Annotated in this window: 21 protein-coding genes and 2 tRNA genes; 16 read left to right on the top strand and 7 right to left on the bottom strand. The window is 66.8% G+C overall.

The window, feature by feature from the left end:
• The first annotated feature begins 79 nt into the window (after positions 1–79).
• Positions 80–568 (top strand): hypothetical protein, encoded by a 489-nt coding sequence (locus tag AC1RMY_RS18725; RefSeq protein ID WP_492867044.1) that lies wholly within the window; start codon positions 80–82, stop codon positions 566–568.
• A 12-nt stretch (positions 569–580) separates the two neighbouring features.
• Here AC1RMY_RS18725 and AC1RMY_RS18720 read toward each other — a convergent pair whose 3' ends face one another.
• Positions 581–1948 carry a cytochrome P450 gene (locus AC1RMY_RS18720; protein ID WP_492867042.1) on the bottom strand — a complete coding sequence of 456 codons (1368 nt, stop codon included), beginning with the start codon at positions 1946–1948 and terminating at the stop codon, positions 581–583.
• Between the two features lie 63 nt (positions 1949–2011).
• A complete protein-coding gene (locus tag AC1RMY_RS18715; protein ID WP_492867040.1) occupies positions 2012–3025 on the bottom strand; it encodes an SDR family oxidoreductase in 1014 nt (337 codons plus the stop codon).
• A 187-nt stretch (positions 3026–3212) separates the two neighbouring features.
• Between AC1RMY_RS18715 and AC1RMY_RS18710 the strand changes: the two genes are divergently transcribed.
• On the top strand, positions 3213–3920 hold the full coding sequence (locus AC1RMY_RS18710; RefSeq protein ID WP_492867039.1) for a phosphatidylserine decarboxylase: 708 nt from the start codon (positions 3213–3215) through the stop codon (positions 3918–3920).
• A 233-nt stretch (positions 3921–4153) separates the two neighbouring features.
• Positions 4154–4990 (top strand): CDP-alcohol phosphatidyltransferase family protein, encoded by an 837-nt coding sequence (locus AC1RMY_RS18705; protein ID WP_492867037.1) that lies wholly within the window; start codon positions 4154–4156, stop codon positions 4988–4990.
• A gap of 29 nt (positions 4991–5019) precedes the next feature.
• Here the strand turns inward: AC1RMY_RS18705 and AC1RMY_RS18700 are convergent, their stop codons facing one another.
• The gene (locus tag AC1RMY_RS18700; RefSeq protein WP_492867035.1) at positions 5020–5331 is read right to left on the bottom strand and encodes a hypothetical protein; all 312 of its coding nucleotides are present in this window, start codon (positions 5329–5331) and stop codon (positions 5020–5022) included.
• A gap of 419 nt (positions 5332–5750) precedes the next feature.
• On the opposite strand from AC1RMY_RS18700, the gene AC1RMY_RS18695 reads away from it, so the two are divergent.
• Positions 5751–6359 carry a Maf-like protein gene (locus AC1RMY_RS18695; RefSeq protein ID WP_492867200.1) on the top strand — a complete coding sequence of 203 codons (609 nt, stop codon included), beginning with the start codon at positions 5751–5753 and terminating at the stop codon, positions 6357–6359.
• A gap of 134 nt (positions 6360–6493) precedes the next feature.
• Here the strand turns inward: AC1RMY_RS18695 and AC1RMY_RS18690 are convergent, their stop codons facing one another.
• Positions 6494–7150, bottom strand: coding sequence for a TetR/AcrR family transcriptional regulator (locus AC1RMY_RS18690; RefSeq protein ID WP_492867033.1), 657 nt, complete (start codon positions 7148–7150; stop codon positions 6494–6496).
• Between the two features lie 232 nt (positions 7151–7382).
• Between AC1RMY_RS18690 and AC1RMY_RS18685 the strand changes: the two genes are divergently transcribed.
• From AC1RMY_RS18685 to AC1RMY_RS18660, 6 genes are all read left to right on the top strand, one after another.
• Entirely contained in the window at positions 7383–8276 is an 894-nt protein-coding gene (locus AC1RMY_RS18685) for an NAD(P)/FAD-dependent oxidoreductase (protein WP_492867198.1), read from the top strand.
• 24 nt (positions 8277–8300) lie between these two features.
• Positions 8301–8774: a methyltransferase family protein gene (locus AC1RMY_RS18680; RefSeq protein ID WP_492867031.1), complete on the top strand. Its 474-nt coding sequence runs from the start codon at positions 8301–8303 to the stop codon at positions 8772–8774.
• An 884-nt stretch (positions 8775–9658) separates the two neighbouring features.
• On the top strand, positions 9659–10480 hold the full coding sequence (locus AC1RMY_RS18675; protein WP_492867029.1) for an SDR family NAD(P)-dependent oxidoreductase: 822 nt from the start codon (positions 9659–9661) through the stop codon (positions 10478–10480).
• Complete coding sequence (yacG, locus tag AC1RMY_RS18670; RefSeq protein WP_492867027.1) at positions 10473–10694, top strand: DNA gyrase inhibitor YacG; 222 nt, start codon at positions 10473–10475, stop codon at positions 10692–10694. The genes AC1RMY_RS18675 and yacG overlap by 8 nt, the downstream gene beginning before the upstream one ends.
• A 109-nt stretch (positions 10695–10803) precedes the next feature.
• The gene (locus tag AC1RMY_RS18665) at positions 10804–11148 is read left to right on the top strand and encodes a hypothetical protein (protein WP_492867025.1); all 345 of its coding nucleotides are present in this window, start codon (positions 10804–10806) and stop codon (positions 11146–11148) included.
• A gap of 115 nt (positions 11149–11263) precedes the next feature.
• A complete protein-coding gene (locus AC1RMY_RS18660) occupies positions 11264–11548 on the top strand; it encodes a hypothetical protein (protein ID WP_492867023.1) in 285 nt (94 codons plus the stop codon).
• A gap of 250 nt (positions 11549–11798) precedes the next feature.
• On the opposite strand, the gene AC1RMY_RS18655 is transcribed toward AC1RMY_RS18660, so the two are convergent.
• Positions 11799–11874 (bottom strand) — tRNA-Phe (locus AC1RMY_RS18655).
• Between the two features lie 201 nt (positions 11875–12075).
• Between AC1RMY_RS18655 and AC1RMY_RS18650 the strand changes: the two genes are divergently transcribed.
• Positions 12076–12166, top strand: a tRNA-Ser gene (locus AC1RMY_RS18650).
• Positions 12167–12530: 364 nt separating this feature from the next.
• On the opposite strand, the gene AC1RMY_RS18645 is transcribed toward AC1RMY_RS18650, so the two are convergent.
• Complete coding sequence (locus tag AC1RMY_RS18645; protein WP_492867021.1) at positions 12531–13496, bottom strand: ABC transporter substrate-binding protein; 966 nt, start codon at positions 13494–13496, stop codon at positions 12531–12533.
• 154 nt (positions 13497–13650) lie between these two features.
• Here AC1RMY_RS18645 and ilvD point away from each other — a divergent pair, with 154 nt between their 5' ends.
• The 5 genes from ilvD (at position 13651) to AC1RMY_RS18620 (ending at position 18853) form a co-directional block, all read left to right on the top strand.
• Positions 13651–15357: a dihydroxy-acid dehydratase gene (ilvD, locus tag AC1RMY_RS18640; protein WP_492867020.1), complete on the top strand. Its 1707-nt coding sequence runs from the start codon at positions 13651–13653 to the stop codon at positions 15355–15357.
• A 13-nt stretch (positions 15358–15370) separates the two neighbouring features.
• The gene (locus AC1RMY_RS18635) at positions 15371–16324 is read left to right on the top strand and encodes an NAD(P)-dependent oxidoreductase (protein WP_492867018.1); all 954 of its coding nucleotides are present in this window, start codon (positions 15371–15373) and stop codon (positions 16322–16324) included.
• Positions 16325–16473: 149 nt separating this feature from the next.
• Positions 16474–17313 (top strand): ABC transporter ATP-binding protein, encoded by an 840-nt coding sequence (locus AC1RMY_RS18630; RefSeq protein WP_492867197.1) that lies wholly within the window; start codon positions 16474–16476, stop codon positions 17311–17313.
• Entirely contained in the window at positions 17310–18092 is a 783-nt protein-coding gene (locus AC1RMY_RS18625) for an ABC transporter permease (RefSeq protein ID WP_492867016.1), read from the top strand. Before AC1RMY_RS18630 ends, AC1RMY_RS18625 begins: the two co-directional genes overlap by 4 nt.
• Positions 18093–18100: 8 nt before the next feature.
• On the top strand, positions 18101–18853 hold the full coding sequence (locus AC1RMY_RS18620) for an ABC transporter permease (RefSeq protein WP_492867015.1): 753 nt from the start codon (positions 18101–18103) through the stop codon (positions 18851–18853).
• A gap of 11 nt (positions 18854–18864) precedes the next feature.
• On the opposite strand, the gene AC1RMY_RS18615 is transcribed toward AC1RMY_RS18620, so the two are convergent.
• Positions 18865–19833, bottom strand: a complete 969-nt coding sequence (locus AC1RMY_RS18615; RefSeq protein ID WP_492867014.1) for a flavin reductase — start codon at positions 19831–19833, stop codon at positions 18865–18867.
• Positions 19834–19931: the final 98 nt, after the last annotated feature.

Genomic DNA, 19931 nt, shown 5'->3' with positions numbered 1-19931 from the left:
CTCGCATCTGCGGCGCGCTTCCTGCATCTTGACGCAAGAGGAGCCTCCGGCTCCGCGTTCGAGAGCCGGGGGGCTTGCCATGTTCGATCCGACCACATTCGTAGGGTTTCATACCTGGCTCAGCCTGATCGCCATCGTGGCGGGTTTTCCCGTCGCGGCCGGCCTGCTGAACGGGCATATCCGGCCAGGCTGGACCGGTGTCTTCCTCTCGACCGCCTTTGCGACGAGCGCGACCGGCTTCGGCTTTCCCTTCAATGGCGTGCTGCCGTCGCACATCATCGGCACGATCTCGCTGGTGCTCGTCGGAATCGCGGGTTTCGCGCTCTATGCCCGCCGTCTCGACGGGGTCTGGCGCCGCACCTACGCCATCACGGTGATGATCAGCTTCTATCTGCTGCTCTTCGTCCTGGTGGCGCAGCTCTTCTCGAAAGTCCCGGCGTTGCGCGCTCTGGCGCCGACCCAGTCCGAACCGCCTTTCGCGATTTCGGAAGGGCTGCTGTTCGTCGCCTTCGTCGTGCTGACCTGGCTGGCCGCGCGGCGCTTCACCACCTATCGCGCGCCGGCCTGACACCGCTCTCGTTCACGAGCGCGGATAGGCCCTCATCCGCAGCGGCTGTTTCGGCCGTAGCGTAATCTTGAGGGTGGGTTCCGGCGGCGTGGTGGAGAGCGGCTGCAGCCGCAACGCCGGCAGCAGCACGGCCAGGATCGCGACCGCCTCCATCGTGGCGAAGGCGCTGCCGATGCAGATGCGCGGCCCCGAGCCGAAGGGCAGATAGGCGTAGCGATGCCGCCCGCGCGCAGCGTCCGGGGCAAACCGGCCGGGGTCGAACTGTTCCGGCCGCTCCCAGAGCTTTTCATGGCGATGCACGGCCTGGATCGGCACATACAGCACCATGCCCGGCTTCAGCGAAACGCCGCCGAGCGTGAACGGCGCCTCGACCTGCCGCGTGATGACGGGCGCGGGCGGGTAGAGCCGCATCGCCTCTTGGAACACCGCCTTGGTCAGGGGCAGGGCGGCGACGTGCTCCGGCAGCAAGGGCCCGCCGCCGTTGACGCCGGCGATCTCGCCGAGCACGGCCGCCTCGTATTCACGATGCTGGGTGAGCAGATGCAGCGTCCAGGCGAGGCCGAGCGCCGTCGTCTCATGGCCGGCGGTGACGAAGGTCAGGAGGTTGTCGACGATCTCGGCGTCGCCCATCGCCCGGCCGGTCTCCGGATCGGAGGTATCAAGTAGCATATCGAGCAGGTCGCCGCGGCTCATTCCGTCGGCACGGCGCTGCGCCACCAGCCCGTCCAGGCTCTCGCGCAGATAAGCGACCGAGGCTCGCGCCTTGCGGCGACCGGGATAAGGTAGCCAGTCGGGCGCGCCGAACAGGTTGTAGACGAACATGAAATTCGTCGGTTCGAGATAGTCCGAGATCGCCCGTTCGACCTTGCCGACATCGAGCGCCTGCGAGCCCGACAGCATCGTCTCCACGATGATGTCGAAGGTCGTGCGCATCATTTCGTGGCCGATGTCGAGCGGCGCTGATACGGCTTGCCAACGCTCGCGCGTCGCCTCGGCAACAGCGATCATCGCCGGCAGGAAACCGAGCAGCCTTTCGTGCTGAAAGCCGGAGGCGACCGCCTGGCGCTGCCAGCGCCAATGCGCGCCGTCCGCCGTCAGCAACCCCTCGCCGATGGCGGGGCCGAGGACCCGGCGGATGAGGTCGCCCTTGCCCAGCGAGGAGGCCTGTTTGGTGAGCGCCTCTTGGATCAGCGGCGGATCGCAGACATAGAGGCTGGTGCGTCCGCCGGTCTTCGCCAGCACGAGCTTCTCGCGATAGACTTCCCTTGGCATCGCCTGCAGCGGGTTGCGCAGCAGCGAGGCGATCACTGACAGGGCCGGTCGCCGGCTTTCGACCAGACCGGAGGACGGCGTCGTATCCAGGGCGGCGAGTGTCGTCACGTGTTGCTCTGCGTGGTCATGGCGCCATGCTCTGCTCGGATTGGGGCGCGAATGCGCTCGTTCTCAGCCGCCATTGTAACCGCCGATGATCGGCAGGATCTCGCCCGTGATGTAGCTCGAGCATTGTGCCGAGGCGAGGAAGACATAGGCCGGCGCGATCTCCTCCGGCTGTGCCGGTCGCTGCATCGGGGTTTTCGCGCCGAACTGCGCGACATCCTCGGCCGTCTTGTCGGAGGGGTTGAGCGGGCTCCAGACCGGGCCGGGCGCGACCGCGTTGACGCGGATGCCGCGCGGCACCAGATGCGTCGCCAGCGAGCGGGTGAAGGCGTGGATCCCGCCCTTCGTGGTCGAATAGTCGATCAGGTCCTTGTTGCCGAGCAGGCCGGTGACCGAGCCCGAATTCACGATCGCCCCGCCATTGCCCATATGCGGCAGCACGGCCTGCGCCATGTGGAAATAGCCGTACAGATTGGTCTTGAGCGTCGTGTCGAAATGCTCCTCGGTCAGATCCTCGAAGCGCGGCGCATGGACCTGGAAGGCGGCATTGTTGACGAGGATGTCGAGCCGGCCGAACGCCTTGACCACCTTCTCGACTGCCTTCCGGCAGAACTGTGCGTCGCGGACATCGCCTGAAATCTCCATGCCGCGCTGCCCCTCGGCCTCGATCGCGGCGAGCGTGTCGGCCGCATCCCGGTCTTCCCCGAGATGGAGGATCGCGACATCTGCCCCCTCGCGGGCAAACAGCACGGCCACCGCCCGTCCGATGCCGGAATCGCCGCCGGTGATGATGGCGACCTTGCCCTCGAGCTTGCCGGAGCCCTTGTAGTAGGGCGCGTCATACATCGGCGCGGGGTCGAGAGCCGCCTCCGAGCCCGGCTTGGGCTGGTGCTGCTTCTTGAAGGGCGGCTCCGGATAGAGCCGCGCGCCGGCCTGCATGGCGCCCGGGCGGGACTTCGCCGGTTTCACCTCGGCCCGTGCGACCTGCTTCTGGATGCGCCGCTGCTGCCTGCCCGCGGCCTTCCCGGCCTTGCCTGCCTTCGGCTTGTCCGCCTTCCGCTTCGCCGCTGATTTCGCCATGGCAACCTCCTCGCTTGTCGCACGCCTCCAACGGGCAACGGGTTGGGCGGGCAGGGGTTCCGTGTGGCGGCCGCGGCCGGCTCTTCCCCCGGCGCGCCGAACCTCCTAAACAGCGCCACGAGCTGCGGCTGAAAATGCCGCCGCAAACGCATCATGCGCGCGAGGCGCGCAGCCACATTACGGGACTTTGCCCATGTCGCTCGTCGATTCCGTCCGCAAGGTGATCGTGCCCATCCACAAGGAGGGCTACGTCTTCATCGCCATCGCGCTGGTCGCGACGATCGTGCTCGCCAATCTCTGGTCGCCCTTCGGCTGGATCGGCGCGATCATCACCATCTGGATCTGCTACTTCTTCCGCGATCCGATCCGGATCACGCCGCAGCGCGAGGGGCTGGTGATTTCGCCGGCGGATGGCCGCATCAGCCAGATCGCCTCGGCCCTGCCGCCGCCGGAGTTGAACCTTCCGGCCGAGCAGATGACGCGCATCTCGATCTTCATGAACGTCTTCGACTGCCATGTGAACCGCGCCCCGGTGCCGGGTCGCATCGTCAAGATGGCCTATACGCCAGGCCTCTTCCTGAACGCCGAACTCGACAAGGCGAGCGACGACAACGAGCGCAACGCGCTCGCGATCGAGACCCCGGCCGGCATCGTCGGCGTCGTCCAAATCGCCGGCCTGATCGCGCGCCGTATCGTCCCCTTCGTCAAGGAGGGCGACGTCATCGGCACCGGCGAGCGCTTCGGCCTGATCCGCTTCGGCTCGCGCGTCGATGTCTATCTGCCCGTCGGCGTCGCCCCTCTGGTCGGCGAGGGCCAGACGGCCCTGGCGGGCGAGACGGTGCTGGCCGATTTCGCCGGCAGCGAAGCGGCGGCGCGGATGTTCCGGGGGATTTGACCTTTCAGGAGAAGGCGCGGGGAACCCTCTCCTGTAAGGAGAGGGCAGGGTGAGGTGTCGGCCGTCTGTCGCTATGGCTGTGACCTCACCGCCGCTACGCCGTGAGGTGATACTCCGCTGGTCCAGCGGCCAGCACCTCACCCCTACCCCTCTCCTTACAGGAGAGGGGATCCCGCGCCTTCGAATGCCATCCCGCCTAGCCTCCGACCTCAAAACCGCGTATTCCCGCTCGCATGAGCGACCTGTTTCCTCCCTTCGAGCCCGAGCGCGCCGAATCGCGGCGCGCCCGCTTCAAGCCGATCCCGTTCCGCCTAATCGCGCCCAACGTCATCACCCTTCTGGCGCTGTGCCTCGGCCTGACCGCGATGCGCCTCGTCGTCGAGGGCAAGCTGGAGACGGCGACGATCTGCATCCTGATCGCGGCGGCGCTCGACGGCGTCGACGGCCGGCTCGCGCGCATGCTCAAGGGCACGTCGCGCTTCGGCGCGGAACTTGATTCACTCTCGGACTTCGTCAATTTCGGCGTCGCTACCGGCTATGTCCTGTGGATCTTCGTGCTGCACGACCTCAGATCCTTCGGCTGGATCATCGTGCTGACGCTGGCTTGCGCGATGGCGCTCCGCCTCGCCCGCTTCAACGTCATGATCGACGATCCCGACCGGCCGGAATGGCAGAAGAACTTCTTCGTCGGCATGCCGGCGCCGGCCGGCGCGATCACGGCCATGCTGCCGCTCTACCTGCATTTCATCGGCGTGCCCGTGCAGGATTACGGCGCCGTTCCGGTGGGGCTCTATATCCTCTTCATCGCCTTCCTGACGATCTCGCGCATCCCCTGCTATGCCGGAAAGACGCTGGGCACGCGCATCCCGCGTGACCGGGTGCTGCCGATCTTCGTCGCGGTCGTGGTCGTGGCGGGCCTGCTCTTCGCCTATCCCTTCGAGGTGCTGGCCCTGATCGTCATCGCCTATCTCGCCCTGATCCCGCTCAGCGCGGCGCGCTACCGCAAGCTCGATCGCGAGTATCAGGCGGCGATGGCGTTGCCGCCCGAGGCACCCGCCGAGCCCGGCTGATCAGAGGCGAAGGCCGAAGCCGTCGCGCTTCAGCGCCGGCGGCCGGTCAGCCGCGCCGCATTGGCGCGGGTGCGCTTGGAGAACGGCTCGAGCGTGCTGTTGGCGACCTTGGCGGCTTCCTCGGCGAGATCGACGCTGGCGAGTGGATTGAGTGCCATCCCCCACCAGAACATCGCGGTGGCCTGGCTGGCGGCGAAGCCGCTCTCCATGACGGCCGAGACCTTCTCGCTGACGGCCTTGGCGGCCTCGCGCTGACCGCGGCTGTCGCCCAGCGCGCCCTTCATCAGCAACGGCATCCGCATCGCGATCGTCAGCCCGGCATCGGCCTGGAGCGTCATCATCTTGCTTGCAAGCGCCTGCGCTTCCACCCTCGCTGCGCTGGCGGAACGGGGCTTCCTGGTCGATGGCGCCATGTGGTGAGCTACTCCGGGCTTCGGGACGGGATGTCGGAGGGACGATCCCCGCATGGCGGCCGCGACGACATACGAAAGCGCAATGTGGCGGTTCCCGCCTCTGTGTGCAATGCAATACGGCTCGGTTTTCCTGCTCATTTTATGCGCACGGTGAATGGCCGCCCCATGGCCGTGGCAGCCTCACCGTCGGGCGCAGGGGTCTTGAGTAGGGTGCGCGAGACGGATTTATCCATCGCGGAAAATGCTCTAGAGGCTGTTGGCGCAGCGCGGCGTTCGGGCCGCGTCGGAACCTCGTCGGGCTGCCCTTGAGCTTTTTCGCCTCTCCCAAACATCCCGGCTGGCGGCCGATGCTGGTGCTGGCCTCCGCCTCGCCGCGCCGCCTGGCCCTGCTCGAGCAGGCCGGGCTGAAGCCCGATGCGATGCTGCCGACCGATCTCGACGAGACGCCGCTGAAGGGCGAGCGCCCGCGCGATCTCGCCCGCCGCCTCGCCCGCGAGAAGGCGCAGGCCGCGCGTGTCGGCGCCGCGAGCCGGCCCGATCTCGAAGGCTGCTACATCGTCGCCGCCGACACCGTCGTCGCGGTCGGCCGGCGCATCCTGCCCAAGGCCGAGATCGTCGACGAGGCCGCGGCCTGCCTGCGCCTGCTCTCGGGCAGGGCGCACCGGGTCTACACCGCGGTCGCGCTCGTCACGCCGTCCGGCGCGATCCGCGAGCGCGTCGTCGAGACCAGGCTGCGCTTCAAGCGCCTCTCGAACGAGGACATCGAGACCTATCTCGCCTCGGGCGAATGGCGCGGCAAGGCGGGCGGCTATGCCATCCAGGGCATCGCCGGCTCCTTCGTCGTCAAGCTCGTCGGCTCCTACACGGCCGTAGTGGGATTGCCGCTGCACGAGACGGTCAACCTGCTGGGGGGAGAGGGGTTTCCGGTGCGGTTTGGCTGGATGAATGTGGGGTGAGCGGGGCTGATGGCCCCTTCCTGACATTCTTAGCGTCCGGTTTCGGGCGGTTCAGCTCGGCTATATATCGCGCGCCAAGGATTGGCCCTTCGGTGACGCGGTGGAAGTCCGCTTTTGGGCATTCTGATCCGTTCTTAACTGGGCAATCCACCCGCGTGGTCGTTGCCACCGTGCGCGGCGATGAACATGGCGACAGCCGACCGGCAATAGGATTCGATTTCGTTGTCGTCCTCTGCTCTCGCCTGATCGAAGCGTGCGATAATCAGGAGATCGGATCCTTTGATAAGCGCGGCAAATAAGCGGGCGGACCGGAGAGGATCGGGCACGTTCAGAACCGCCTTCGCGTGCAACTGACGCAACAGGGCCTCGATTTGGGCGATGACATAGGCGGGGCCGGCTTCGTAAAACAGTTTGCTTAACGATTTTTGGTTCGTCTTGTCGGCCATGATCATGGCTTCGACACTGCGGACGTCCGGGCTCAACAGCGTGCGAATCAGGGATGTTCCCACCGCCATGAGCTGATCTTCGGCCGAACCGTCGACGCCTTCAAAAAGGGCCTGTGGCGCAAACTGATGGCAGTGGGTCGCGATGGCCGCGCTGAACAGCGCCTCCTTGTTCTCGAAGTGCCGATAGATGCTGAGCTTGGATATCCTCGCTCGCTGGGCGACCTTGTCCAAGGTCGTCGCTTGAAAACCCAATTCCACAAAGAGTTCGAACGCGGCGTCGACTATCGTTTGGCCAAGCGCCTCGTTGGCGGGCCGGCCGCGCCGGCCCGGGCTACTTTCGGTCACGACAATTCCAGTCCTTGACAGTATCGTAATTCTCGTATTACGATACCATGTAGTATCAAAAATGCGCAAGAGCATTTGTCGGACGATCGACGGCCTGAAATACGAGAGATCCATGCAGCGACGAACCCTGCTGAAGCTGGCCGCGGCGCTTTCCGCCATCGGCATCGCCCGCGCCCCGGCCAACGCCAAGTCCGGCCCATCCTCTTCCATCCACAACAAGGAGCCTATCGTCATGGATGACGTCATCATCATCGGCGGCAGCTTTGCCGGTCTCGCCGGCGCCTTGCAGCTCGGCCGTGCCCGCCGCAAGGTCACCGTTCTCGATACCGGCCTGCCGCGCAATCGCTTTGCGGGCCGCTCGCACGGAGTGCTCGGCCACGATCACAAGCCGCCGTCCGACATCCTGGCCGAGGCGCGGCAGCAACTGGCGCGCTATCCTGCGATCAGGATGGTCAATGCCCGCGCCGACGGCATCTCCGGTACCATCGACAATTTCTCCGTCCTCACCGGCGATGGCGAAAGCCTGAAGGCGCGCCGCCTGATCCTGAGTTATGGCGTTGTCGACCAGATGCCTGCTGTTCCGGGATATGCCGAAAGCTGGGGCTCATCCATCATCCCATGCCCCTATTGCGACGGCTTCGAAGTCGCCGGCCAGCATTGGGGCCTCATCTGGTCGGGTCCGCAGTCGATGAATCAGGTCAGGCTGTTTCACGACTGGACCGATAGGTTGACGGTCTTCGCCGATGGTCACGACATCGCACCCGACATGCGGGCCGATCTGGCGGGCCGCCAGGTACCTGTCGTTGATGGGCGGATCATCGGGGTCGCCCGTCACGGGAGCCATGATGCCACCATCAAGCTCGATACCGGCCCCGATGTCGCGGTCGACATCCTGTTCGCGCATCCGCGCAACAAGCCGTCCGCAAGCCTGCATGAATCACTGGGCCTCGCCACGGTCGATACGCCCCTCGGCATCGCCCTCAAGGTCGACGAGCGCCGCGAAACCAGCATGCCCGGCATCTACGCCGCCGGCGACCTCGCCAATCCCGGAATGCCCTCGGTCACTCAGGCATCAGCGCAAGGTGCGATGGCGGGGATCTCCGCCCAGCAGTCGATGCTGGTTTGAGAAGACACAGATTGGAGGATGAGCATGGCCGTCGAACCGGACAGCGCGGGTGTGCGCTTCCCTCCACCCTTCCTCTATCTGGGAGCGCTGCTCTTGGGGCTGGCGGCGGAGCGGTTCGTCACCCTGCGCTCTTTCGGTATCGACTGGCGGTTGCTGGTCGCGACGGGCGCACCGCTGTTCGTTGCCGGCGCGGCGGTGATGCTTGCGGCGGCGGGGCTGTTCCGGCGGCTGGGCACCAACGTTCCGCCGTCGCAGCCAACGACCCTCATTGCAACGACCGGTCCCTATCGGTGGACCCGCAATCCCATGTATCTCGGCATGGCGCTTATTTATGCCGGCCTTGCGATCGGCTTCGACGGGCCGATCGCCTTCGCCTTGCTCCCGTTGGTGCTGATCGCGATCCAGACGCAGGTGATCGCCCGCGAGGAGCGCTATCTCGAAGCGAAATTCGGCGACGACTACCGCCGCTACGAGGCCGAGGTTCGCCGCTGGCTCTGACTATTCCGCCGCTGCCGCCTGCGGGACCTTCTGATGAACCAGCTCCGGCTTCCTTGCCGCGAGCTATCACATTCTGAAGGTTGCGGGCCGGTGTCACGGAAAACCGACTGGCCGGCTGACCCCGAGGCGATCGCGGAACGGATCGCGGCATGGGCCGAGTAGCAGATCACTCGTCCAGGCTGAAGTCAGACTTGGGTTGGGAGCGGACCTCCGCTTTGTGGTCTGGCAAAAGTCCGCTTCTCGGCGATAGCCCAATGTCAGCTCCTGGCGCATTTGCCACGCCGCAAAACTAATCCCCGCCTTCCACTCCACCTCCATAATCCCTCCACCTCATCCCCGAGGGGCAGCCATCCGGAGGTGTGCCGTTGGTGGGGGTGGGGGCGGCGCCTGCGGCTGGTCTCACACACCAGACTCGGGAGGCTTCGGGAACCGCCCTGGGGATACTACGGTCCCTGTGCGAGGAGCTCGCTGGAACGGTCGGCGGCATCAGGCCTTCGTCCCATGCCGGAGTAGACGCGACGAGGCGATGAGCCGAACTGGCGTCGAAAGGGCTCGCGGCGGAGGCTGGCCAAAGACCCGATAAGCGCGGCCCGGAGTCCGAAATCGCCGATGAGCGGAGCGCCACGGGGCGTGCGGAGGGTGGCTTAATCCCTTCGCGCCGCATCCTGGCCAATGGATGCGGACCCTGATACCGCGCCTCGCGGCGCTCCGCTGCCCCTCATGCTTCGCCGCCCCGCGCCCGCGCGGGGCGGGTGTCGGCGCAGTCCGGCAGCCGACCGCTATCATTGTCGGGGTTCCAACCCTTGCGCCACGCCTCGCGACTCCCGATCCTACGCGCGACGGTTGCGCCGACGTACAAAGCGCGCCGCAGGGAGGGATCAGACATGACGGGACGTCTGAGGGGCAAGGTCGCGATCGTGGCCGGCGCAGGCTCGATCGGGCCGGGCTGGGGCAATGGCAAGGCCACAGCCATGGTCTTCGCCCGCGAAGGGGCGAGGGTGGTCTGCGCCGACATCAACCGTGACGCGGCGGAGGAGACCGCGGCGCTGATCCAGAACGAGGGCGGCCAGGCTTTCGCCGTCCAGGCCGACGTCACCAGGGCCGAGGCGGTCGCCGATCTCGTGGCGCAGACGCTCGGCCGCTTCGGCCGCATCGACATCCTCGACAACAATGTCGGCATCGCCGAGGTCGGCGGCGTCGTCGAGCTCTCGGAGGAGGTCTGGGAGCGCGTCTTCCGGGTCAACCTGACCGGCGCCTTCCTGACGATGAAGCATGTCATCCCGGTGATGCAGCGCCAGTTCGAGGAGAACGGGGAGGGCGGCTCGATCATCAACATCTCGTCGATCGCCTCGATCCGCCATACCGGCGTGCCCTATGCCAGCTATTCGGCCACCAAGGCGGGGCTGAACCAGCTCACCCGCACCACCGCCGTCCAATACGCGCCCCAGAAGATCCGCGTGAACGCGATCCTGCCCGGCCTGATGAAGACGCCGATGGTCGAGCATTCCGCCGGCCTCGCCGAGGCCTATGGCGAGGGCGACGTCGACGCGATGTGGGCGGCGCGTGACGCGCAGGTCCCGATGGGCCATATGGGCGAGGCTTGGGACGTCGCCCATGCGGCGCTGTTCCTCGCCAGTGACGAAGCGCGCTATGTGACCGGCATCGAACTGGTCGTCGATGGAGGCATCACGCTCAAATATGGCTGACAACGAGAATACGCCGCCGGCCGCCAGATCTGCTCCGGCCCGGCCTTGCCCCATCTGCGGCAAGCCGGCCGTCGTGCGCTACAAGCCCTTCTGTTCGCCAAGGTGCGCTGACATCGATCTCGGGCGCTGGTTGAAGGGCTCCTATGTCATCCCCGGCGAGCCGGTCGAGGAGACAGAGACCGGCCTGCCGCCGCGTCAGGACGATGAGGCGTGAGCCGGGTCGCAGCGTTTCACCCGCCATTCATGAACGCGCTGCTATCCGGAACATTATCGCCTGCCCGGCCTTTGATGGCTGTGCGGTGGCACAAGCTGAGAGGAAATGCATGATGCTTCGTAAGCTCGCACTGATGGCGATGGTTGGCGCGACGCTGATGTCGGCGACCTCGGCCGGCGCGCAGATTTATGGCGACCCGTTCGGGCCGATGCGTCCGGGTTACCGCCCGCCGCCCTCGGAGTACCAGCCGCGCCCGCGCTACCAGGAACCCGATCGTGGCTACGACCGGGGCTATGACCGCCGCCGCGGATACTATGACGAAGGTCCGCGCCACCGCCGCGGCCGGGGGATCTGCGCGACCTCCCGGGGCGCCTGCCCTGCGCCGCCGCTACCGGTCGGCAGCTCCTGCCGTTGCGATATCGACGGGCTGATCAAGCGCGGGATCGTCCAGTAGATGCCGGGCCGCATGCGGCGGATAAGATGACGGAGGGGCGGCAGGGATCTGCCGCCCTTTCCATTTGCGCTATAGTCCGGGCCATCGCGCGGCCGCGCTCGCGGAAATGTATGTCATGGCCTACACCGACGAACTCGAACTGGTGCTGGAAGCCGAGCAGGCGCTTCGACGCAGAATTGCGCTGCGCATTGCGCAGGAGCAGGGCGAGCCAGCCACAGATGTCCAGCGCGAGCAGCAGATGCGGGCAGCCGACGAGGCGATCGAGGCCTGGGCCAGCGAAGCGCAGGACGAGCACGACGCCCGCGCCTTCAGGCCGCTGACGCCGCTGCAGGAGCTTCTCGCCGAACACAGGGCGATCTGCGACCGCATCCTCGACATCCAGGACCGCCGCCTGTCCTGAAGCGGTAGAGCCTGCAGGCCAGCAGGTCGCTCCCGCCGTTGCTCGTTTTGACTATCGCGATCCACGATTCGGTCGAATCGCGTTCTTCGGTGCCGTGGCCCCGTCACCGCTGATCGGCAACGCCGTCGTCATGCCGGGCAAGAGCGGCAGCCCGATGCCGGGCAAGAGCGGCAGCCCGCGTTTGCGGGTCGCGCTGACTCAAAGCACCCGAACGGCTTGAAGCGTTAAACGGGTCGATCTCGGAGGGAAATGGTGCCCAGAGCTGGAATCGAACCAGCGACACTGCGATTTTCAGTCGCATGCTCTACCAACTGAGCTATCTGGGCGCCGGGGAAGCGTTGCGGCGCGTCCCTGTTGGTCGGCGCGGTATAGTCGGTGGCGAACGGGCTGTCCAGTCGCTTTGACAGCTTTGCGATAACCATCCGCACGCATCGAAGCGCGGACCCTCCCCCGATGCGGAAACCCGCAGGATTTGTCCGTTCGATGGCTTGTCAAAGCGAGCGCCGATCGGGCATAGAGCATCCAACGGAGACGTGGCCGAGAGGCTGAAGGCACTCGTTTGCTAAATGAGCATACCCCACAAGGGTATCGAGGGTTCGAATCCCTCCGTCTCCGCCACTTCCACCCCCTTGAAATCATTGAGATTGAGTCATGTCAGTCTCACGCCCACCGGCTTAGCTTCCTGCCACATCGGGGATTGGAGGATTCCATGACGAGTCGGGGATGCAATGTCCCGACAGTCGCTTCTTCACCAGGTGCAGACTCAGCGGGAATACAGCCGCACCGCATGGCGAGGATCGCCGGTGGCAACCGATGGCGTCTGTGGCTGACGCAGGGCAGGATCATGCGAACCCATCCACCCCGCTGGCCGCCACCCCGCCGTTAGCGGGCCAACGCCAAAACGGCAGACGCCGGGCAGCGTATCGGCGCGACCCGGCGTTGAGGACGGACGCCCGCGGCGGCAGGCATCCGGTGACTGCGGCTATTGGATCGGTGCGGTTATAGGCCCCTTGAACTGGGCCGCATCGAGCTTCGGCAGCATCCCGGTCTGCGCATAGATGTCGAGCATCTTCTGAATCGCCGGGAAATTCGGCGCCGCACCCGGATCGCGCCCAAAGTCGTTGTCCTTCAGCAGATAGCTCTCCAGCACCGGAATCGGAGCCTTCAATGTTTCGGAGACGACCTTCAGCGTCTCCTCGCGGTTGGCGAGCGCCAGTTTCATGCCCTTGGTCAGGTCGCGGACATAGGCCTTCACCGCGTCCGGGTTCTTCTCGACGAAATCGGCCCGGCAGGCATCGAGGATGTGGACGATGTTCGGCATCGCTTCCGAGAGCGAGAACAGCTTGCGCAGGCCGCCCTTGGCTTCGGCGCGGGCCGCGAAGGGCTGGTTCATGTTGACCGCGTCGACGCGGCCGGCGCGAACCGCGTCCTCCGACAAGGCGAAGCCGACCTCGACCAGTTTGATATCCTTCTGCGGATCGACGCCGGCGCCGTTCAGCAGCATCGCGAAGGGACCGTATGTTCCGCCGCCGAGCACGCTGATGCCGACGGTCTTGCCCTTCAGGTCGGCGATCGACTTGATCGGAGAGTCGTCCTTCACCGCCCAGTAGACGGAGAAGCCGCCGGGCTTCTCGAAGACGTGCTGCGCCACGATATAGGCCTTGAGATTGCCGCCGGCGACGCCCTGGGCGAGCGAGAGCACGCCCTGCGTGGCGCAATCCAGCGCGCCGGCGGCGAGCGCCTGCGTCATCGGCGAGGTGCCCTGGAACTGCACCCATTCGATCTGATAGCTCTTGCCGAGGTCCGGGAACTCGGCCGGGCGGCGCATCATCCAGTACTTCGATTCCTCGGCGGGGATCGTCCAGCCGACACGGATCTTTTGCTGGGCCTGTGCGGCGCCGGCCGAAAGCGCGAGAGCGGCCAGCGCCCCGAGAGCAAGCTTCTTCATCCCGTTTCCCTCTCCGTCGTCTTTCCGACTTGATTTACGGCTCACGGCCGATGAATTATTTCAAGCATAAAATAAGCCAGCGGCAAGAGCCGGCTGCTACCCGCCTTGCCGCCGTGACCGCCGCCGCGTCGGCGCCCCTGTCGAGGACGTTGCGATGAAGCCCTCCAATCGCCCGTGGCGTTCGCGCGTCACCACCGACGGGCTCGACCGCACGCCGCACCGCGCCTTCATGCGCGCCATGGGGCTGGACGATGCCGCCATCGCCAAGCCGATGATCGGCGTCGTCAGTATGAAAGGCGAGCAGACGCCGTGCAACATGACGCATGGCTTCCAGGTCGATGCGGCCAAGCAGGGCATTCTCGAGGCCGGCGGCACGCCGCGCGAATTCGCCACCATCTCGGTGTCCGACGGCATCAGCATGAATCATGAGGGCATGAAATTCTCGCTGCTCTCGCGCGAGATCATCGCCGATTCGATCGAGGCGGTGGTCCATGGTCTCGCCTATGACGCGTTGATCGGCTTCGGCGGCTGCGACAAGACGCTGCCGGGCGTGATGATGGGCATGATCCGCTGCAACGTGCCCTCGATCTTCATCTATGGCGGCAGCGCGCTGCCGGGCCGCTTCCAGGGTCGCGATCTGACGGCGCTCGATTCCTACGAGGCGGTGGGCGCCGTCTCGACCGGCGACATGGACGAGGCGATGCTGGAGAAGATCGAGCGCGCCTGCCTGCCGACGATCGGCGCCTGTGCCGGCCAGTTCACTGCCAACACCATGGCGATGGTCTCCGAGGCCATGGGCCTCTCCTTGCCCAATATCTCGATGGTGCCGGGCGTCTATGCCGAACGCGCCCAGATGGTGCGCGGCGCCGGGCGGCTGATCATGGAGATGCTGCTGCGTGGCGGCCCGCTGCCGCGAGACATCGTCACGCGGCAGTCGCTGGAGAACGGCGCGGCGATCGTGGCTGCGACCGGCGGCTCGACCAATGCCGCGCTGCATCTGCCCGCGCTCGCCAACGAGGCCGGCATCCGCTTCACGCTCGACGATGTCGGCGAGGTCTTCGCGCGCACGCCGCTGATCGGCAATCTGAGGCCGGGCGGCAAATATGTCGCCAAGGACGTGCATGATCTGGGCGGGGTCGGCATCGTCATCCGCGAATTGCTCGCGGGCGGCCATCTCCACGGCGAGGTCCTGACCGTGACGGGCCGGACGCTGGCGCAGGAATTCGCCGATGGCCCGGCGCCTGACGGGGAGGTCATCAAATCCCTCTCCGCCCCGATCATGGCGGATGGCGGCGTCGCGATCCTTAAAGGCAATCTCTGTCCGGACGGCGCGGTCATCAAGGTCGCCGGCCTGAAGAGCCTGGTGTTCGAGGGGCCGGCGCGCGTCTTCGAGGACGAGGAAAGCTGCTCTGCGGCGGTGCGCGAGCGCGCCTATGAAGAGGGCGAGGTGCTGATCATCCGCAATGAGGGGCCCGTCGGCGGGCCCGGCATGCGCGAGATGCTCGGCGTCACCGCGCTGATCTACGGCCAGAGGATGGGCGAGAAGGTCGCGCTCGTCACCGACGGCCGCTTCTCGGGCGCGACGCGCGGCATGTGCATCGGCTATGTCTCGCCGGAGGCCTTCATCGGGGGGCCGCTCGCCCTGGTCCGCAACGGCGACAGGATCAGGATCGATGGCGGTGCCCGCACCATGGACCTGCTCATTCCCGAGGCCGAACTGGCGGCCCGGCGCGCCGCCTGGACGCAGGCCCCGCCGCGTCACCGGGGCGGAGCCCTGGCGAAATACGCCAAGGTCGTCGGCCAGGCCCCTGGCGGCGCCGTGACGCATGAGGGGCCGGCTGAATGGCCCTGGTTCGGTTGAGCTGGAGAAGACGATGACCGAGACGCCCGGGACGGAGATGCCCAGCACCGAGATGCCGAAGACGATCCCTCTCGCTTATCTCGGCATCGGGCTGATGGGGCTGCCGATGACGCTGCGCCTGCTCGCGGCCGGCTTCCCAGTCAGCGTCTGGAACCGCTCCGCCGCTAAGCTCGAACCGGCGGTGGCGCAGGGCGCGACCAAGGTCGCGACGCCGCGGGCCGCAGCCGAGGCGGCGCAGATCGTCTTCCTGTGCCTGACCGATGCCAGGGCCGTCGAGGAGGTCGTCTTCGGGCCGGGCGGCCTCGCCGAGGCACCGGGCGAGGGCAGGATCGTGGTCGATTTCTCTTCGATCCATCCGGAGAAAACGCGTTCGATCGCCGCGCGCCTCAGGGCCGCCAACGGCATGGGCTGGATCGACGCGCCGGTCTCGGGCGGCGTCAAGGGGGCGGGCGAGGGCAGTCTTGCCGTGATGGCGGGTGGCGACGTGGGCGAGTTCGAGCGGGTCGCTCCCTATGTCCTGCTGATGGCGCGCCGCTTCACCCATATGGGCCCGCAGGGCGCGGGGCAGACCACCAAGCTCTGCAACCAGATCATCGCCGGCTGCGCCATGACGGTTCTGGCCGAAGCGACGCGGCTCGCGGTCAATGCCGGCATCGACGCCGGGCGCCTGCCCGAAGCGCTGGCCGGCGGCTTCGCCGATTCCATCCCGCTGCAGCTCTTTGTCCCGCGCATGGCGCAGGGCATCTACGATCCGCCGATCGGCGCCATCGCCACGATCCTGAAGGACCTCGACACCGTCGTCGACGTCGCGCAGGCGACGGGCAGCCCCGTGCCCATGGCCGGCCTCTCGGCCCAGCTTTTCCGGATGGCGCAGGCGCAGCGCGGGCCGGGCGCCGACGCGCTGGAAATCTTCAAGCTCTCCGAGCCGAAGCTCCCGGGCCTCGGGCGCGAGGACGCCGGAGGCTGACTGAAATGCGCGCTGTCACGCAAAAATTTTAAGCTTGAAGGAAGTTCCCCGGCGGCGAGGCCGGGCTATACTCCGGCACAAGGGCGGTGCAGGCTCGCTTTCGGCCTCGATGCGCGCAGGCCCGACGACGCGAAGGAGATGCGATGGCGATGTCGCTCGCACGGGTGGAGGTCGAGGCCCCGCCCCGAAGCCCGGAGATCGCTCGGCCGGCCGCCGCGATGATCGAGATCGATCGCGTCACCCAGGCGTTTTCTACGGCTGGCCGTAGCCGCCACGTCGCTATCTCCGATATCTCGCTCTCGATCGAGAGCGGCGCCTTCGTTTCGATCCTCGGCCCGTCAGGTTGCGGAAAGTCGACGCTGCTCTACATCATCGGCGGGTTCGTCAAGCCAACCGAAGGCGCCGTCCGTGTCCAGGGCAAGGCGGTCACCGGGCCCGGGCCTGATCGCGGGCCGGTCTTTCAGGAATTCGCGCTCTTCCCGTGGAAGACCGTGCTCGGCAATGTCTGCTACGGCCTGCGCCAGCAGGGCGTCCCGAAGGCGGAAGCCGAGGAGCGCGCCCGCAGGCTCATCGGCATGGTCGGGCTGGCCAAATATGAGAGCTTTTATCCCAAGGAGCTTTCCGGGGGCATGAAGCAGCGCGTCGCGATCGCGCGCACGCTGGCCTACGATCCCGCCGTGCTGCTGATGGACGAGCCCTTCGGCGCGCTCGACGCCCACACCCGCACCCGGCTGCAGAACGACCTGCTCGACATCTGGGAGCGCGACCGCAAGACCGTGCTCTTCGTGACGCATGCGGTCGAGGAGGCGGTCTATCTCTCCGACAAGGTCGTGGTGATGACCTCCTCGCCCGGCCGCATCAAGACCGTGGTCGATATCGACCTGCCGCGCCCGCGCGTGCGGGCCGAATTGCTGCTCGATCCGCGCTACCAGAAATACATCGTCGAGATCGAGAAGCTGATCGACGAGGTTCCGGAGCACGGGGCATGACGGGCCGCGTCTCCCCGGACAAGATCGCCGCGCTGCTCGCCTGTATCGGCCTGCTCGCGCTCTGGCAGGTCGCGGCGCTCGCCCTGGCGACCGACAGCGTCCCGACGGCGCTGCAGGCGATCTCGACCGTGCCCGACATCCTGAGCGATCGCGAATCCCTCGCCAACATCCTCGATTCGCTCAGGCGGATGCTGATCGGCTTTTCGCTCGCGGCCGCGGTCGCGATCCCGCTCGGGCTGGCGATGGGCCGGATGGAGCCGGTCGCCGCCTTCTTCAACCCGTTGCTGATGGTCATCTACCCGGTGCCGAAGGCGGCGCTGATGCCGATCATCATGCTCTGGCTCGGCGTCGGCGATGTCTCCAAGACGCTGGTGATCTTCCTCGGCGTCAGCCTGCCGATGATCTATCACAGCTATCAGGGCGCACGCGCCGTCGAGCAGAAGCTGCTCTGGTCGGCCGCGGCGATGGGGCTCGGTCCCGCCCGGCGCATGCTGCGCATCGTCCTGCCGGCGGCGCTGCCCGAGATCCTCGTCGGCTGCCGCACCGGCATCGTGCTGGCGCTGATCACCATGATCACCAGCGAGATGATCGCGCGTCAGTCCGGTGCCGGCAACATCCTGTTCAACGCGCTCGACATGGCGCAGTACGACACCGTCTTCGCCATGATCCTGATCATCGGCGCGCTTGGCCTCGTGCTCGACATTGCCTTCGACGCGCTGCGGGCGCGGCTTGTCGCCTGGTCGGACCAGCGCGGCGGCATGCCGCTGAGCTTCTCATGACGGCGGGCATGGCAGGCCGCACCCTGCTCGGAATCTTGCCGATCGCGCTGCTGATCGGCCTCTGGCATGGCCTCGTCGCCTTTGGCCATGCCCCGCCGTCGCTGCTGCCGCCACCCGGCCTGGTGCTCGCCCGCTTCGCGCAGCAGGTCACGGCCGGCGATTTCCTGTCGCAGGCGAGCGCGACGCTGTTTCGCCTTTTTGCCGGCTTCTCGATCGCCGTCATGCTCGGGGTCGGCATCGGGCTGGCGGCGGCCGCGAGCCCGCTCGTCGGGGCGATCGTGCGGCCGCTGATCCGGGTGCTCGCGCCGATTCCGAAGGTCGCGCTCTATCCGGCCTTCATGCTGATTTTGGGCTTCGACCATGCCTCGAAGATCACGCTGGTCGTGGTCGATGCGCTGTTCCCGATCCTGCTGGCGACTTATCAAGGCGCAACGAGCGTCGAGAAGAAGCTGGTCTGGTCGGCCCGCGCCGCCGGCACGCCGCCCTGGCAGGTATCGTTCAAGGTCGTGCTGCCGGCGGCAGCGCCCTCGATCCTGACAGGCTGCCGCATCGGCCTGCTGATCTCCTGCATCGTCGTGTTCCTGGCCGAAATGATCTCGTCGACCGAGGGGCTGGGCTATCTGCTGGTGCGCGCAGCGCGCAGCTTCCAGACCGCCGACATGTTCGTGCCACTGATCGCGATCTCGGCGCTCGGCCTTATCCTCAACGGGCTGCTCTATGGCGCGCGGCGCTATCTGCTGCGCGGCTTCCCGGAAGGGTGAGTCTGCGAAACCTAATCCCGGCCATGACGGTCGATCAGCAGGTCGAGCGCCTGCTTGATCGCCAGCCTCTCCCCGCGCGTGAAGGGCTTGAGGAACTCTTCCTCATGCGCCTTCGCCGCGACCAGGACCGGTGCGACGCGCTCGCGCCCTGACGGCGTCAGATGGATGGTGACTCGCCGCCTGTCCTCGCGCGAGCCGTGGCGCTCGATCAGCCCGGCCTCCTCCATGCCGTCGAGAACACGCGTCAGGCGCGGCTGCTTCATCAGAGCCATGGCCGCGAGTTCGCCGACCGAGAGCGCCTCGACATCGGAGAGGCACGCCAGAACCCGCCATTCCGGCACGGTCAGGTTCCATTGCGGCAGGGCGCCATGGAAGCCGCCCGAGACCAGCGAACTCGCCCGCGCCAGCAGATAGGCGAGATAATTCCGCGCGAAGCTGTCATCGGCGAGCTTCGGCGGCTGCCGCGTGCCTTCGATGCCGCGCAGCACGCCGGAATGGAACAGCAGCGGGTCGTGGCTGCGCTCGAAGAGCCGCACGACCTCTCCGACGATGATGCTGTGGTCGCCGCCAGGATAGCGCGCCCAGCTCCGGCATTCGAAGGTCGGCGCGAGTTCCTCGATCAGCGGCGCGCCGGTCTGCCCGGCGCGGTGGCTCACGCCCGCGAACTTGTCGAGCGCGCGGCCGGCGAAGCGCAGCGCCAGTTCGTGATGGCCCGAGCCCAGGAAATGCACGGCGAAGGCATCGGCCCCCGCGAAGACGTCATGGCTGAAGGCCGAGCGCGCCACGCTCCAGAGGATCAGCGGGGGCTCCAGCGAAACGGCGGCGAAGGAGTTCACCGTCATGCCGAACGGCTTGCCGTCGCGCATCGCCGTGACGATCGCGACGCCGGTCGGAAACTGGCCGAGCGCCCGGCGCAGGGCCTCTGGCGACGGGGCGCCGGTCTCGCCGCCTGCCGGCTCGCGCGGACGCTCGCCCGTCATGCCATGCTCTCCCGATCTTTCATGATTGAAAATATGCCTTTTCATGTAATATGGCCAGAGCTTCCCGGGAGGCTCCGCCCCGGCGAGCGAGGTTCGCC

It is taken from the genome of Allobosea sp. GW822-FHT03F07, from assembly GCF_058801345.1.
Note: the sequence above shows the minus strand (reverse complement) of the source record. Positions and strands in the feature narration are given on the sequence as shown.